The 16,139-nt window shown below is 62.8% G+C and carries 9 protein-coding genes; 3 read left to right on the forward strand and 6 right to left on the reverse strand.

Annotation, left to right across the window (positions count from 1 at the left end):
- Positions 1-370 precede the first annotated feature (370 nt).
- Together D7S86_RS17485 and D7S86_RS17490 are read left to right on the forward strand one after the other, a co-directional pair.
- Positions 371-892, forward strand: coding sequence for a response regulator transcription factor (locus D7S86_RS17485; protein WP_276313478.1), 522 nt, complete (start codon positions 371-373; stop codon positions 890-892).
- 13 nt (positions 893-905) lie between these two features.
- On the forward strand, positions 906-4,397 hold the full coding sequence (locus tag D7S86_RS17490) for an ATP-binding protein (RefSeq protein ID WP_121088160.1): 3,492 nt from the start codon (positions 906-908) through the stop codon (positions 4,395-4,397).
- Positions 4,398-4,466: 69 nt separating this feature from the next.
- Here the strand turns inward: D7S86_RS17490 and D7S86_RS17495 are convergent, their stop codons facing one another.
- The 6 genes from D7S86_RS17495 to D7S86_RS17520 are packed head-to-tail and all read right to left on the reverse strand — an operon-like array spanning position 4,467 to position 10,906.
- Positions 4,467-5,300 carry an ABC transporter ATP-binding protein gene (locus D7S86_RS17495; RefSeq protein ID WP_121088161.1) on the reverse strand — a complete coding sequence of 278 codons (834 nt, stop codon included), beginning with the start codon at positions 5,298-5,300 and terminating at the stop codon, positions 4,467-4,469.
- Positions 5,301-5,331: 31 nt separating this feature from the next.
- Complete coding sequence (locus D7S86_RS17500; protein WP_121088162.1) at positions 5,332-6,675, reverse strand: ABC transporter substrate-binding protein; 1,344 nt, start codon at positions 6,673-6,675, stop codon at positions 5,332-5,334.
- Positions 6,672-7,796: a branched-chain amino acid ABC transporter permease gene (locus D7S86_RS17505; RefSeq protein WP_121088163.1), complete on the reverse strand. Its 1,125-nt coding sequence runs from the start codon at positions 7,794-7,796 to the stop codon at positions 6,672-6,674. The genes D7S86_RS17500 and D7S86_RS17505 overlap by 4 nt, the downstream gene beginning before the upstream one ends.
- A 1-nt stretch (position 7,797) precedes the next feature.
- A complete protein-coding gene (locus D7S86_RS17510) occupies positions 7,798-8,679 on the reverse strand; it encodes a branched-chain amino acid ABC transporter permease (protein ID WP_121088164.1) in 882 nt (293 codons plus the stop codon).
- Between the two features lie 13 nt (positions 8,680-8,692).
- Positions 8,693-9,463 (reverse strand): ABC transporter ATP-binding protein, encoded by a 771-nt coding sequence (locus D7S86_RS17515; protein WP_121088165.1) that lies wholly within the window; start codon positions 9,461-9,463, stop codon positions 8,693-8,695.
- Between the two features lie 9 nt (positions 9,464-9,472).
- Positions 9,473-10,906, reverse strand: coding sequence for an LLM class flavin-dependent oxidoreductase (locus D7S86_RS17520; RefSeq protein WP_121088166.1), 1,434 nt, complete (start codon positions 10,904-10,906; stop codon positions 9,473-9,475).
- Positions 10,907-12,016: 1,110 nt separating this feature from the next.
- Between D7S86_RS17520 and D7S86_RS17525 the strand changes: the two genes are divergently transcribed.
- On the forward strand, positions 12,017-16,048 hold the full coding sequence (locus D7S86_RS17525; RefSeq protein ID WP_147432377.1) for an autotransporter outer membrane beta-barrel domain-containing protein: 4,032 nt from the start codon (positions 12,017-12,019) through the stop codon (positions 16,046-16,048).
- The last annotated feature ends 91 nt before the right edge of the window (positions 16,049-16,139 follow it).

Here is a 16,139-nt window from a genome sequence, read left to right on the forward strand (position 1 = left end):
GGATGAATTCAGAATTGGTGTTGAGGCGCGGCAAGCTGCGAGTCACGAGCGCCAGTACTGCTTGATGGTTTCAGGTCGTGCCACGGCGATATGCACGGACGGTGGCACTTCGGCGCTCAATGGCCGCTGTTCGTTTCCCTATCAGATAGGTCGAACGATCGATCACGCGTCGACGAGGTACCGATCAAGAGTCGAGGAACGAAAGAGGTTGTGACGCTGCAGAGCGACGCGTCGCACGCGATCCCGTTGCGTCGAGGAATGTCTATTTTAATGGCGGGCCAAATGGCGGGCTGCAAATTTTAGTTTTTTCGTAAGCTATTGATTATTAATACATAACAATCAATAGCTGGCAGACACCGGGGAATTCGAAATCGTCGGCGAGGCGGGTACCGGAGAAAAGGGCCTGGCGTTGGTGCGACGCTCGCCTCCGTCACTCGTCATCGTGGATCTCAAACTACCCGATATCGACGGGATCGAGCTGATTCGGCAAATGCGTCGCGCGGCGTCGGCCACGCGCGTTCTCGTGTTCTCGTCGCAGGACGAGCGCATGCATGCGGGGCCTGCGCGTGATGCCGGCGGTCACGGTTTTGTCGGGAAGGATCGCGACATCAGCGACATCGTGACAGCCGCGCGTCTCGTGCTGGCCGGTTATAACTGCTTTGCCGACGCGGGGACCGACGCTTCGACCGACCGGCTCGGACAATTGTCGCCGCGCGAACTGACTATTCTCAAGGGGCTCGTCGCGGGGGCAAGCAACAAGCAGCTCGCCGACACCTTGTATTTGAGTCCGAAGACAGTGAGCACGCACAAGACGCGCATGCTTCGCAAGCTCAATCTCGCAACGCTCGTGGATCTGGTCGAGTTCGCGAAAGCCCATCGCCTGATCGACTGACAAGGCCGAGACGATGCGGCGCATCACGAAGTGGTTCTGTCATCTCGCCGTGCTGACCGGGACCTTAGGGTGCGCCGCGTTTTCGTGCGCGTCCGCGCCGCCGCCCGGTCAGGCGACACGCGCGGACGCATTCGAAGGGCGTGCCGTCGTCTCCGAATGGAGCGCGCCGGCAACGCTGCCGGCGCTCTCGCTCGACACGATGGAACGCGCCGCGCTCGCGGCCCACGCCGATCATCTGGTCGTCGGTATCGTGCCCAGTCTGTCTCCTCCGCTCGATGCGTCCGATGTGCGCGGCGGCGTATACGGTATGTCGGTCGATTTCGTCGAGGCGGTCGGTGCGCGGCTCGGCGTGCCGATTCAATGGCGCGCGTTCGACGATCGCGCGACGATGATCGAGGCGTTACGCGAGCATCGGATCGATCTGATGACCACGTCGACGTTCGCGGACGGGCCGGGGCTGCTGCATAGCCGGCCCTACGTCGCGAATCAGATGGCGATGATCGAGCGGCGTGCGCGCGATGCCGACGTCGGTGTCGTGCCGCGGCGCATCGCATACGTCGGCGGCATCGGACAAGCGCGCCGCGCGCATGACATCGCGCTGGCCTATCCGGATTCCGTGCCGGTCGCGTTTCCGGGCATGCTCGAAGCCCTCGAAGGCGTCTCGTTCGGCGAGGCTGATGCGGCTATCGGAAATCTGCTTGTCGCGAGCTATCTCATCGACCAGCTGCAACTGCACAATCTCGCGCCGAGCGGCTATGCGCCCATCGAGGACGGCGGATTCGATTTTGCGCTCCGTCCCGACGAGTCCGAGCTTGTGAAGCTCATCGATCGCGGACTTGCGAGTCTGCCGACGTCGTTTGCGACAGGTGTCCGAGGCCGCTGGGCGCACGATGTCGGCGAACCGGGCTTCGTCCGGCCGCTTGACCTTACCGAGAGCGAGCGCGCGTGGATCCGTACCCATCCGATCGTGCCGTACACGTCGCTGGCGGATCTCGCCCCGCTCGTGTTTTCCGACTCGCGCGGCGAGCCTGCCGGGATCGGCGTCGACGTGCTCGAGGCGATCGCGCTCGAAACCGGGCTGACGTTTTCGGGCGTGCTGCGGCCGAACGTCGCGGAGGTCGTGCAGGATATCGCGAGCGGGCGCGCGTTGTTGACGCCCGTGATGGCCGATGCCGAAGACTATCGGCACGCGATGACGACGCGGATTCCTTATATGCGCTCGCTCTGGGTCATCGTCATGCGTACGTCGAGTTCGCCGTTGCGAAGCATCGACGCGCTCGCCGGAAAAAAAGTGGCCTTGCTGCCGGATAGCGCGCTTTGGGCACAGTTGTCGCGCGCCGGGCCCGGTGTCCAGCTCGTCGGCGCGACATCCGTTCTCAGCGCATTCGATGCCGTACGCGATCACGACGTCGATGCGACGCTGATGGAAATCTCGGTCGCCCATTACGCGCTGAGCCTGTATCCGAAGGGGATGTTCTCGATCACGGGCACCGTCGGCGGCGCGCCGATTCCCGTGCATCTCGGCGTACGGGCCGATCAGCCCGAACTCGCGTCGATTCTCGACAAGGTCATTGCGCATCTGCCGCCCGGCGAGATCGACGCGATCCGACGCCGTTGGCTGCTTGCGGGCAGTCCCGAGCCCAAGTGGCAACAAATCCGGCCGCGCATCATCTTTGCGGCGATCGCGGGTGGGGTCGGGATCGTGTTGCTCGTCGTTTGGGGCGTGTCGATGCGTGTGCAGATCCGGCGCCGTGTCGTGGCCGAGCGCACGCTGGAAGAGCAGCTCGCCTTCCAACTGACCCTGCTCGATGCATTGCGGCGCGCGCATGACCAGGCCGAAGCCGCGAATCGCGCGAAGTCGAGTTTCCTTGCGACGATGAGTCACGAGATCCGCACTCCGATGAACGCGATACTCGGTCTGATCGAACTCGAGCTTCAACGGTCGACGCTCGCGCAGCGTCGGAGCGCGTCCCTCGGGGTCATTCAACAGGCCGCGCACGATCTGCTCGCGCTGATCGATAACGTGCTCGACGTATCGAAGATGGACGCGGACAAACTTGAACTCGCGCCGCAAGCCATCGATTTCTACGCGTGGATCGAAGGACTTGCGCGTCTTTACGAGAACCTCGCCGCGCAACGGGGCCTGGCGTTCCGGCTTGTCGAGAAGGGGACGCGTCGCGCGCGTGCCGACGTCATGGCGGACCCTGTGCGATTGCGACAGATCATCGCAAATCTGCTGTCGAACGCGGTCAAGTTCACGAGGCAGGGTTCGGTCGGCATCGAATATGAAATCGTCGAACGTACAGATGAAGTGTTCGACGTGTCGATGACCGTGTTCGATACCGGTGTCGGTATTGCCCATGCGGATCAGACGATCCTGTTCGAACCTTTCTCGCAGGTCGGCGACGCGCAGCGCGGCACGTATGGCGGAACGGGTCTCGGCTTGTCGATCTGCAAGCGCCTTGTCGATCTGATGGATGGGACGCTTGATCTCGACAGCACGCCGGGCAAGGGTACGCGTGTGACGATCGCGTTGACGCTTGCGCGTGCTGTTCCGGTCGCGCAAAGCATCGAGACCGACGAAGGCGAGGCGGCGTCGCTTGCGGTGCAAGACACACGCGTGCCGGAGCGTGACCGTGGCGCGGAAGAGGATGGGACGCCGTTCGATATCGAATTCGCGCGCGCGACGCTCGCGGGACTGCGCGTACTGATCGTCGACGATCATCCGGCCAATCGACTCGTCATGCGGCAGCAGGTCGAGTTGCTCGGCTGTGTCGCGGCGGTGGCGAGCGATGGTCGTGATGCGCTCGGCCGGTGGTCGAAGCGGCGGTTCGATGTCGTGCTCACGGATTGTTCGATGCCGTTGATGAGCGGCGAGGAATTGTCGGCGAAGATTCGCGAGCGCGAGGCGCGCTCAGGGCCGCGCACGCTCGCGCCGCGGGATATCGATCCAAATGCCGAGGGCGGATCCCCGCATCGGTGCGTCATCATCGGTGCGACGGCGAACGCGCAACCGGAAGCGCGGCAGCGTGCCCTGGGCGCGGGCATGGACGAATGTCTGGTCAAGCCCGTCGATATCCCGACGCTGGTGCGCGTGTTATTGCTCGCGCGCAGAGCGGACGTGCGCGAGCACGCTTGGACCTCGGGTCGACACAAGATCGAATCGGCAATCGATTGCGTGAAGGTGGCGCGATTCGGCATGCAACGCGTGCCGTTCCTGAGTTCGTTGCGCGGCACGAACATCGAAGACAAAGTCGCCGCGGATGCGGCCCTGAGTCGATCGGACGATCGCGCGCTCGCGGCGCTCGCGCATCGCATCAAAGGGGCAGTACGTCTCGTCGGGGGAGCGCGGCTTGTCGACGCGTGCACCGCGCTTGAGACCGCGTGTTCGAAGCGTCCGGTCGAGATCGATGCGATCCGAAGCGCCTATGCGACGTTTTGCGCGGAGTTCGACGTGTTCCAGGCGGATCTCGAAGTCAGTATTGTCGAGGCGCGGGAGGCGTGATCGTAAGCGCGCGGTGAACCAGGCACATCGCTCGAGAGAAGGCCGTCGCCACCGTGCACGTCGTATCGCTCAGCCTGGCAATGCGTGCGTCGCGACACCGGCGGGGAGATGCACGCGAGGCGGCTCGTGTGGTTTCTCCTGAGGGTCGCGGCGCGCGCCGAGATAGAAGTCCGTCACGTCGTCGCGCAATCGCAGATCGGCCGCGCGGCCCGAAGTGGCGACCACGCCGTTCTCGAGCACGTAGCCATGATCGGCGTAGTGCAACGCGAGATTCGCGTTTTGCTCCGCGATCAGAAAGCTCACGCCTTGCTCGCGGCGCAGCGCATCGATGATCTCGAATATCTCCTGGACGATGATGGGCGCGAGGCCCATCGAAGGCTCGTCGAGCAGCACGAGCGAGGGGCGCGTCATCAGCGCCCGTCCGATGGCGACCATCTGCTGTTCGCCGCCGGACGTGAGCCCGGCCCGCGTGGCGCGTTTGTCGCGCAGGCGCGGAAACCAGGTGTAGACGCGTTCGAGATCCGCTTTGAGCTTCTGTGACGACGGCCTGCGCAGAAAACCCCCGCTCCGGAGATTCTCCTCGACCGTCAATTGCGCGAAGCAGCGTCGCCCCTCAAGTACCTGCACGATGCCGCGTTTGACGAGATCGGACGCGGACAGACGGTTGGCCGGTTCGCCGCGCCACAGAATTCGACCCCGCCCGACCGTGCCGCGCTCGGGGCCAAGTAGGTTCGAGATGGCCTTGAGCGTGGTTGTCTTGCCTGCGCCGTTCGCGCCGAGCAGGGCGACGATGCCTGCCTGAGGAACGGTCAGCGACACACCGCGCACGGCTTCGATTGCCTGACCGTAGTGGGCATGGATGTCATCGACCTCGAGCAGGGGAGGCTGTACCGTTTCACTCATGAGGTGCTCCGTTGGATCGCGACCTGACGTCTCAATTGGATGCCGAGCCGACGGTCAAGCCCTTTTCCTTCGCGTAAGCCGCGGCCTTGGCAAACACAATGTCGTGGAATAGCGCGGGATCCGGTTTGATCCAGTCGGTCTGCGCGACCCACTTCGTGCCGTCCCACTGGATGATTTTGCCCGCCACGTCGCCCTTGTGATTGTCGACGGAGGTCTTCAAAGGACTCAGCAGACCCTCGGCGCCGAGTTCCTTGATGCGTGCTTCGTCGATGTTCAAATGTTCGAGCGCCCATTGCCCTTCTTCCGTGGTGAGCGGTCGATTGCCGAATTTCTTGTGACCGGTGCGCAGCGCTTCCACGAAGATGACGGCTTCGATCACGCCGTAGTTGTAGTAGACGGAGCCGAACTTGCTCTTGTCCTTCAGGTCCGATTTGCCCGTGTCGAGAATGTGCGTCTTCAGTGCCTGAAGAAGCGGGTAGTCGGTACCCGACGGAAACAACGAGACCGAAAGATAATTCTTCGCGGCGCTGCCGGCCGGGCGGACGTCATCCTCGGAACCGCTCCAGATATCGCCGATGATGCGGTTGGCCGGGAAGCCGACGCGCGCCGCGGTCTTGATCGCCACCGGCGTCATGACGCCCCAGCCGCGCAGGAAGACCCAATCGGCGTTGGCTTGCTTGATCTTTTCCCATTGCGCTTGCTGCTGTTCTCCGGGCGGGGGCACGGGGATCTGGATATCGACGAAACCATACTTCTTCGACAGGATGTCGAGCGGTTGGATCGTGTCGCGCCCATAGCCGGAATCGTGATAGAGCGTGGCGATCTTGACGCCCTTCAGCTTGTCGTAACCGCCGACCTGTTTCGCGACATAGTCGACGACGATTTGCGCTTCGCTCCAGTAGTCGAACTGTAACGGAAAGAGATACGGAAACACGTGGCCGTCGGTGGCGACATTTTGGCCGCCGCCCGGCGAGACGATCGGTACCTTGTCGGCGCGCGAGCGATCGGTCAGCGCGACATCCAATCCGCTGGAATGGGGAAAGATCGCTGCCGTCGGCGCTCCGTCGTATCCCTTCTTGTAGTGCTCGTAGCATTCGATGCCGCGCTCGATCTCATACGCGGTCTCGCATTCCTGAACATAAATCTTCACGCCGTCCACGCCGCCTTCGACCTCATTGACGTAACGGATGTAGTCGAGGTTGCCGCCCAGGAAGGGAATGCCGGAGGGCGCATAAGGTCCGGTTCGATACGTGAATATGGGCGCCAGTTGCTGGCCGCTATGGCCGTCTGCCATGGCGACCGAGGAGACGCCCAGTGCGCAGGCGAGCAGCAATCCGGCGGTTCGCTGCAATCGCTTCGAGAACGAGATATTCATGAATCATCCTTTTCGAGGTTTGATGAGACAACTGAGGCCGTGTCGGGGCTTGCGCGATGGGCACGCGCCGTCGCGGAGCGAAAGAGGCGTCGAGACAGTCCGATCAGCCCATCGGGTTCCTTGATGAGGAGAACAATGATCACGAGGCCGAACACGACGCTTTGCAGGTTCGACAACGCCCCCATGTTCACGGTGTCTGCCAAGCCGGTTGCTTCCACGAGCCGTTCGAGTCCGATGGGCAGCAGAACGATCAGAACCGCGCCGAGAAAGTTGCCGGCGAGGCTCGCGGTGCCGCCGATCAGAACGATGAAGAGCACCTCGAACGATTTGTCGAGGCTGAACGCGTGCGCGTCGGCCGTGCCCAGGTACGCGAAGGCCCAGAGCGTTCCGGCGATGCCGCAGATAAACGAACTCACGCCATAAGCCTGCAGCTTTCGGGGCGCGATCTGCACGCCGAGCACGGCGGCGGCGGTGTCCATGTCGCGAATGGCCGTCCAGTCGCGGCCGATGCGGCTGCGCACGATATTGTGCGCAAGCCAGAGCAGCAGTGCCGTGGTTGCGAGCACCAGCAGATAGCGGCCTTGCGGCGAACTCAGATCGCGGCCGAACAGTTCGAGGCGCGGGGCCGAGATGGTGAGCGTCTGGCTGCCGTTGGAAAACCAATTGAAATTGGTGAACAGCCACTCGACGAAGAACTGCGCGCCGAGCGTCGAGGCCGCGAGATAAAAGCCCTTGATACGCAGGCTGGGCAAACCGAATACGACTCCGCCCGCAGCCGAGATCAGCCCCGCGAGCACGATGACGACAGGCAAAGGCAGGATCGGCACGCGCAGCAACAAGTTGTAAGCGGAGAACGCGCCGATCGACATGAAGGCCGCCGAGCCCAATGAGACGAGACCCGCATACCCCATGACCAGATTCAAACCGACCGCCGCCAGCGCCATCACGACGGTGGGAATCAGGATCGAGCTCAGCAGGTAGTCGCCGGCCGCCAACGGCACGAGTGCCAGCACGACGAAGCCGCAGAACAGTAGAAGAGGGCGCTTGTCTCTAGGACTGTCTGGAATCGCCGTGATTGGACGGATCGACGTCAACTCGGCACCTTGTGTTTGTCTGGTCATGTCACACCCGTTCGATCGCGCGATCGCCAAAGAGTCCCGTCGGACGAACGAGCAGAAAACCGACCGAGAGGATGTACGCAAACCAGGTCGATACGCTGCCGTTCACGAGCGGGCCGATATAGATGTCGGCGAGACTTTCCGTGGCGCCGACGAGGAGGCCCGCCACGATCGCACCGCCGACCGACGAGAAGCCGCCGATGATCAGCACCGGCAAGGCCTTGAGCGCGATCAGCGACAACGAATACTGGACACCCTGACGCGCGCCCCAGAGCAGCCCCGCCACAAGCGAGACGAGCCCCGCGACGCTCCAGACGATGCGCCAGATATGCGGCAGTTGAATGCCGATCGACTGTGCGGCGAGCGTGTCGTTGGCGACCGCGCGTAGCGAGATGCCCATGCGCGTCTTGCTGAACGCGATCGACAGGACCAGCACGAGCGTGACCGCCGCGCCCGACGCCACGAGATCGAACTGACTCACGGAGATGCCGCCGATCGCGAGCGGTACGTCGTCGATGCCGAGATCGAGCATGTGCACGTCGGAACCGAAAAAGAGCTGAACCAGTCCGTAGATCACGAAACTCAGGCCCAGTGTCGCCATGAAGAGCGTCAACGGATCGCGATTGATCAGCGGTCTCAGCACGAGCCGCTCGATCAGGATCGAGGCGACGATGATCGCCGCACCGGTGATGGGCAACGCGAGCCAGAAGGGCGCGCCGTGTTCCGTGAGCGTCACGAAACTCAGTGCGCCGAACAATAGAATCGCCCCCTGTGCGTAGTTGAATACGCCCGATGCCTTGTAAATGAGTACAAAGCCGATGGCGACCAGCGAATACATCACGCCGGCCAGCAGTCCGCCGATAAGCGTTTGAAGAAACAGGTTCATGGATGCCCGCGCTTTAGTGAACGGTGCCGAGGTAGGCCTTGATGACTTCGGGGTTGTGCCGCACTTCATCGGGTGTGCCGTCGCCCACCTTGCGCCCGTAGTCGAGTACCACGACGTGATTCGACAGACCCATCACGACACCGATGTCGTGCTCGATCAGAATGACGGTGGTGCCGAACTGGCGATTGATGGCGGCGATGAAGCGGCTCATCACCGTTTTTTCGTGCTGGTTCATCCCGGCCATCGGTTCATCGAGCAGAAGGAGTTTCGGTTGACCGACAAGCGCGCGGGCGAGATCGACACGCTTTTGAACGCCATAGGGCAACGTCGAGACACGCGCGTTGCGATAAGCGTCCAGTTCGAGAAAGCTGATCATCGCGTCGGCCCGCGCTCGAAAATCATGCCGCTCGCGAGGGTCGCGTCCCACGCGGAAGGCGTGCTCGAGGAAGCCGGTCCGGCTGTGCCGTGTCAAGCCCGCCAGCACGTTATCGAGTACCGACAGCCTGTCGAACAGCGCGTTGTGCTGGAAGGTCCGTCCGATGCCGAGCAACGCGGCCTTACGCGGATAGATTCGCTTGAAGTGCGTGCCGTCGAAGACAATGTCGCCGGCGTCGGCGCGGTAGATGCCATTGATGACGTTCAACAACGAGCTCTTGCCGGCGCCATTCGGTCCGATCAATGCACAGATCTCGCCTTGGGCGACCTCGAAGCCAATATTCGAAATCGCATGGACGCCCTCGAACGACAGTGAAACGTTATGCAGGCTCAGCAAGGCACTCGTCATGGTCGCGTCTCACTTGATTGTTTCGAATTCGCGCGGCGTTGCCGGGATATCCTCGGACTGGGCGGCGGCTTCACGCTTGACGCGTTCGATGTCGCGAAACTGCGCCCCAGGGTGTTCAGGCGGCAACAATGGACCCGAGCCGAATAGTTTTTCGCGCAGCGTTCCCGGCTGATAGGCGCTCGGATACACGCCGCGCCGCTGTAACTCGGGAACGAGATGGTGAACCACGTCTTCGAAGGTCTCGTGCGCGACCGCGTAGGCGAGGTTGAAGCCGTCCACGTCCGTCGCCTCGACCCATTGCTGAAGAATGTCGGCGACCGTCGTCGCCGAGCCGACAAACACGGGCCCCAATCCCCCGATGCCGCCCCACGTCGCGAGTTCTTCGATGGTCCAGGCTTTGTCGCCGCCGGCGAGATGCTCGACCGCCGATACGATGGCGTTGGTCTCCACGCGCTTGACGAGATCGGTGGGCGCGTATTGACCGAAGTCGATCCCCGTCCAACCGGACATGAACACGAGCGAACCGTCGTAGGACACGTAGCGTTTGTAGTCTTCGAACTTCGCGTGTGCTTTCGCGTCCGTCTCGTCGACGATGACCGTGACGAGGTTATAGATCAGGATCTTGCGCGGATCGCGTCCGGCTTCGGCGGCTTGGCGGCGCACATCGGCCACGTAGTTCTTGAGCACCGACTGTGTCGGCGCGGCGACGAACACGCACTCGGCATGTCGCGCGGCAAATGCTTTGCCGGGACCGGATGCGCCCGCCTGAAACAGGACGGGCGTGCGTTGCGGCGACGGCTCGCATAAGTGATAACCGGGCACCTCGAAGAACTTTCCCTTGTGGCCGATTTCGTGAACCTTGTCGGGGTTTGTGAAGACACGATCATGCCGGTCGCGGACGACGGCGCCGTCTTCCCAACTGCCCTCGAACAGCTTGTAGAGCACCTCGACGTATTCGGTGGCGACCTCATAGCGGTTGCTGTGATCGCGCAACCCGCCTTCGCTGATATTTTTTGCACCGCTCTCCAGATAGGACGTGACGATATTCCAGGCGACGCGTCCCTTGGTGTGGTGGTCGGCGGTCGATATCCGCCGCGCGAACGTGTACGGATGCTCGAAGGTCGTCGATGCCGTGATGCCGATCCCGAGATGTCGGGTCACCATGGCGATCGGCGCCGCGAGCTGCAGCGGATCGTTGACGGGAATTTGCGCCGCCTGATGAATCGCGTGGTAGTTGCTGCCCTTATAGACGTCGTAGTAGCCGACGACGTCAGCGATGAAAATGCCGTCGAAGATCCCTTTTTCCAGCACCTGTGCGAGATCGGTCCAGTAATCGAGGTCTTTGTATTGCCAGGAACGATCGCGCGGATGGGCCCATAAGCCCGGCGATTGATGACCCACGCAATTCATTTCAAAGGCGTTAAAGCGAATGTGTTTGCTCATGGCAGTCACTTTTCATCGCGAGAGAGTCCGGTATTGATCTGCCGGACATACGAGGCGTCGGCCACGTCGATCATCCGGCCGAGGATCACGCTCCCGGTGTCGTCTGGCCGAATGCGGCATGCCGCGCCGTGTGATTTGAATCAACGACGATCGAACGCGTGAGTCATGCGCGTCGCAGAAGCGATAAGGGCGCTGGGCAGGCACTTAGCGCACCACGCGGCGCTTTCGCATCTTCTGAAACTCGTGCGAATGCCTTTTGAAAACGATGCGTAAGCGTTTCGTAGTGCGTAGCAAACAAGAGCCCGGCATCACTTCGAAATGAAATCATCCACGCATCCTTGATAGAGAACGGTACGGATCGAGCGTGCTGACGGCACGCAGGGTGAGGCATTAAAGCAAGCCGATCGATACACGACTACAACCGAATCGTCACTTGCTAATGATGTTTTCTTGATTTCAAATCAAGTCTTTGTTTTTAATGAAAATAATTGTCTTGTCGACGAGCGGTGAGCGGCAATCGACGCTAACGGGATGTGTTTTGAGCGCGAGAGGGGCCGTCATCGAAGCGGTGGCGTGCGGTGTGATCTGTCGCATCGATACGGGCATATCAGCCGTTTCGGTTGTGCCGTGTGTGCCGCATACGTGAATCAGACGGTGCAGCAGCAATGGAGCCGGAAAGGGTGCGAACTTTCATCGTCTCGGGAAAGCGGAAGCCGGTGTGACGGATATTGAGCCGAAGTCCGAAGCGGGCGCATCACGCGCTCGGGTGAAGACGCCGGCTTCGGCACTCGTTCGTCTGATGGTCGTGCCGTTTTCTTGAAAGACCGTTAAGCGCGCCTTTGGGTAGGCGTGAGCACGGACGGATGTTTCGCATAATTCAGGAAAGTCCTACGAATGCAACGTAGTTAAGCGATATAGATATGTATCTCGATTTGGCACATTTCGTTCGGTCGCCAGAGGATTCATCTACATGGTGGACGCCATCCGAACGAGGTTCAATCGATGCCAGAGCGTGTGCAGGGGATCCGCAAAGGGGCTGTTCGACCGACGCCGGTCGACGCGCCGACGCGGGCGTGTCAATCCGCGCGTGTGCGAGCGTATGTGCCGCGCATGCGTCGGAAAATCGTGGCCGTCGTGCTGAGCGCTGCGTTCGTTTTCGATTCGCGCGCGGATGACGCGCTACCGAAGCTGCCGCCGTGGCCGATCCCGTTCATCGATATGTTGCATGCCGGCAATCTGCGCAAGAGCGGCGGGCGGTATTTCTCGGACGCTCGAGACCCGGGGCATTCGGCGATCCGGGTAGCGGGCCGCGACGCGGTGTTCGACCTTGCCGACGCCGAACTGTATGTCTATTTTGCGCGGGCCTACGCGCTATACGTGCGCGACGCCGCGGTCGCCGACGCGCATCGGATTCGGGTGGTGACGCTGGAGCCCAGCGCGTACGGCATGGTGAGCGACGCGGCGACGCTGCGCGCCGACAGCAGTGTCGTCAAGACGCACGGCGACGAAGCGATCGGAATCCATGTCAGACGGTCGGGTACGCTCGCATTCCGAGGCGGTACGGTCTCGACGATCGGCGAACGAGCAAACGGCGCATTGGCGATGAAGGACGGCGCACTCGATATCGGCGATGTCGTCTTGTCCGACGGGACACGCGAGCGTGCGCGGATCGAGACGCGCGCCGCGCAGACGCCGGGTGTACTCCTGAAGAGCGACGCGACACTCGTCGCACACGGCGTCGATATCCGAACGATCGGATCGGGCTCGGTCGCGCTGCGTCTCGAGCATGCGCGCGCGTCGCTGACCGATACGACGTTGGAGGCCGAAGCGCCGGGAACATCGCTTGTCTCCGTTCGCAATGGCTCCGTCCTCGAAATCGTCGACATGAACCTCGATTGGGGACAACGGCCCGAACCTGCGATCGAGGTCGATTCGGATTCGACGCTGATCGTGACGCGGCATGCGCGGCTTCATTCACCCGTCGCGATCAATGTTTTGCCCACGCCGCAGGGACCGGTGGGCGCGCGCATCATCATTTCGGATCATTCGACGGTTGAGGGCGACATCCGTATCGATCCGCATTCCTATGTGCGGCTCGAATTGCGCGACCACGGTGTGTTCCGCGGAGGATTTCGGACCGCGGGTGGCGCAGCGTCGGGGGCAGGATCGGTCGACGCCGTACGCGTACGGGCTTCGTTCGATGTCGGCGTGCAGGCGCGAACGGCCTTCGAGGGTTCGATGCGGATTGCGGCCTTGAACAATCGAGGTGTGGTCGAGTTCAATTCGGCTTCGCGTGTCGGACAGATCCTGGTCGTCGACGGCGCGGTGGCCGGACGAGACGCGGACGTCGAACAGGCGCCGGTCGCGGCCGGCGCCGAGGGCGCGGCAGGGCGCGACGCGTCGGCGAAGCGTGACTCGGTGGAGCCGGTTCAATCCGCCGACGGCACGCACGCGTCGCCCGCCGCCGCAAGCTCGCATGCCGGTACGGGCCTGACAAGCGGCGCGGCGTCGACGCCTTTGGACGTGGATTCGGTCACGTACGAGCCGGGGCCGGAGGCCAATGACGTTGCGTCCAATGACGTCGGATCCAACGAGGTCGAGCCCCGCGTGTCGGAGAACGTGCCGCCCCTCAAGGATGTCGCGACGCTGCGTTTGCGCACGGTTATCAACGAGGGCGGAGCGCTCGATGCCCAACGTACCGATCGTGTGTTGGTCACGGGCGATGTGACGGGCGTTCACGTGATCGAGGTCGTGCCGATCGAACTGGGCGCGCAGACCGATCGCAACGGGGACGGTGAGATTCAGCCCGACGAAGGGATTTCGCTCGTGCAGGTCGGCGGCCGCGCGACGCCGCGCAGTTTCGTGCTGGCCGGCCATGCACTGACAGGCGCCAAGTATCAGTACGAGCTGATGGCGTTCGCGCCGGGCACCAGCGATCGCAAGCAGCGACTCGTGGCCGGCGACGAAGGATTCTGGGATTTTCGGCTCGCGACGCGCAAGGCGCCCGATCCGAGCGTGACACCGCCGGCCGCCCCGGTCGTCGATACGACCTTGCCGGATGACCGTCTCGTCGATACGCGGACGTCGATGAATAACGCGGAGGATGGGTCATCGAAGGATGCTGTGCGATCCGAAGATGTCTCGCCGAAGGACGAGTCGCCGGACAATCCGGCAACGAAGGATCAGCCGCCGAAGGAAGTATCGACCGAAGCGTTGCCTCCGAAGAACGCGGGGCTCGATGAGGTATCGACGGGCGAGACGCTGTTGTCGAAGCCGGATGCGGTGACGATCAATGCGCCCGCGAGGATCCCGGGTCCCGCGGATGCGCTTCAGCACGATGCATCGCCGACGATCGATCCGCTGGAAGGCCCTGTACCGGTGGATGCGCAGCGGAAGGATTCGTCGATCGATCCGTCAACGGAGGAGGGGATGCCGACGGACGCGACGGCCAAGGCGGTGCCGTCCAAGTCCGAAGGGCCCGTGTTCGACGTGCTTTCGGCCGATGCGCTCGGTAGTGCGGAGGGCACGAAGACTCAAGCGGGCCAGGGCGCGTCGGAGGGCGAGCAGGCGCGTCCGAGACGTGATCTCGATGACGGCGTTGACGTGCGTATCGACGACACGCGGGCTCAAACTGCCGAGGATGGCCGGAACGTGGGCGGTCCGGCCAGTGGCACGCCCATCCATGTCGCTTCGGCGACGGCGAAGGGGCGGTCCGACGCCGGCGAGACCCATGATGGCGCTGCGGTGAAAGATTTCGCCAAGGACGACCATGCCACGGCGGTCTCGGCAAATAACAGCACCACGAACGACAGTCCAGCGAGCGGCAGTCCGGCAAGCGACGACCCGGCGAGTGTCAACACGCCGAACGACAGCTCGACAAACAACAGTTCGACAAACGGCAGCCCGGCAAACGAGGGCCCGGCAAACGACAGCCTGAAAAACGACAGCTCGGCGAACGACGCCCTGACCCACGCTGGTTCAACGAACGACAGCCCGATAAACGATCGCCCCGTCCATCGGAGTCCAACGAGCGATGGCGTGGCCGAGGCCGGATCGACTGAGGACCGTCCGGCCAAGGATGATCTCGGCAACGCCGATAAGACCCAGCCCCAGCTTGGCTCGACCGAAAATGCGCGTGCCGATCAAGCGATCGAATCGGTCGCGTCGCCGGCTACACCGCCCGTGCGTCCCGAGTCGCCTCATGCGATGACATACATGTCGTTGCCTGAGGCCGCAACGAACGTGCTGCGCTCGGCGTTGCTCAATTGGGGCACGTCCGTGGCGTTGACGTCGCGACTCGACGCCGCGATGCCCCCGGCCGGCCCGCGCGGATTCGCGACGATCTTCGGCGGGCTCGCGCGCTTTCACGGCGACGTCGGCGATGCGGGCCGCGTCTACGGCTTCAGAACGACAGAGCGCGGCGTTCTGATCGGTCTGCCCCTTGTCGAAGTGCGGCGGGCGGGCGGCTCGACACGCCTCGACGTCGGCTTTGATATCGCCGAGGCCACCGTGAGCGGCGTCTCGCCGGGGGGAGGCGATCGCGCGCGCGTGCGCACGGCCGGGCTCGGATTCCAGATCCTGCATCGGCACGACGACAGTCTCCAGGGCTTGTACGAGCGCGGTCTCGTTAAGTTCGACACTCTGAATTTCGATGTGCGGAACGCGCGGCAGGAGGTCGCGTCAACGGGCGGTGCGGGCCTGTCGATGCTTGCCGAAACGGGGGTGTCGTTCGCGCTGCCCTATGGCGTGACATTGATGCCCGCACTCACGGCGACCTATGTCGATGTCCGAATGATCGACACAGTCGATAGCGACGGCAACCCCTGCCGTTTTGCGGCCGAGCGCGCGGTTGCCGCGCGCTTCAGCGTTCGCGCGACGCAGACGTTCGAACCCGGGCGTACGACGCTCGTCCCCTACGTGCTGGCGGGCGTGACGATCGGCGGCGGTCCGCCGATGGCTCACCGTATCGGCGATACGCAGTATTCGACGTCGCCGGCGGGCAGCGGCTGGAACGCCGGATTCGGGATCTCGGGGCGCATCGGCGCGTTCACGCTGCTCAATGTGGATATCGAATTCAACCGGGCGTTCGGCCGGGGTTTCTCGGGCGCGCGAGCCGGCGCGGGCGTTCAATGGCGCTTCTGAACGCAGTCGGCTATCTCAATATTCGCAACTAACGGCCAATATCCCGAACCCCTCGATGAGATGCGTTTCGCATGCAGGGGCTTGATGACAG

Source organism: Pararobbsia silviterrae, from assembly GCF_003628125.1.
GTDB classification, from domain to species: domain Bacteria; phylum Pseudomonadota; class Gammaproteobacteria; order Burkholderiales; family Burkholderiaceae; genus Pararobbsia; species Pararobbsia silviterrae.

What these genes read in the sequence shown, in the direction of transcription:
- D7S86_RS17490 (WP_121088160.1), top strand. Translation starts at nt 906, where the DNA reads ATGCGGCGCATCACGAAGTGGTTCTGTCATCTCGCCGTGCTGACCGGG.
- D7S86_RS17495 (WP_121088161.1), bottom strand. Translation starts at nt 5,300, where the DNA reads ATGAGTGAAACGGTACAGCCTCCCCTGCTCGAGGTCGATGACATCCAT.
- D7S86_RS17500 (WP_121088162.1), bottom strand. Translation starts at nt 6,675, where the DNA reads ATGAATATCTCGTTCTCGAAGCGATTGCAGCGAACCGCCGGATTGCTG.
- D7S86_RS17505 (WP_121088163.1), bottom strand. Translation starts at nt 7,796, where the DNA reads ATGACCAGACAAACACAAGGTGCCGAGTTGACGTCGATCCGTCCAATC.
- D7S86_RS17510 (WP_121088164.1), bottom strand. Translation starts at nt 8,679, where the DNA reads ATGAACCTGTTTCTTCAAACGCTTATCGGCGGACTGCTGGCCGGCGTG.
- D7S86_RS17515 (WP_121088165.1), bottom strand. Translation starts at nt 9,463, where the DNA reads ATGACGAGTGCCTTGCTGAGCCTGCATAACGTTTCACTGTCGTTCGAG.
- D7S86_RS17520 (WP_121088166.1), bottom strand. Translation starts at nt 10,906, where the DNA reads ATGAGCAAACACATTCGCTTTAACGCCTTTGAAATGAATTGCGTGGGT.
- D7S86_RS17525 (WP_147432377.1), top strand. Translation starts at nt 12,017, where the DNA reads ATGCGTCGGAAAATCGTGGCCGTCGTGCTGAGCGCTGCGTTCGTTTTC.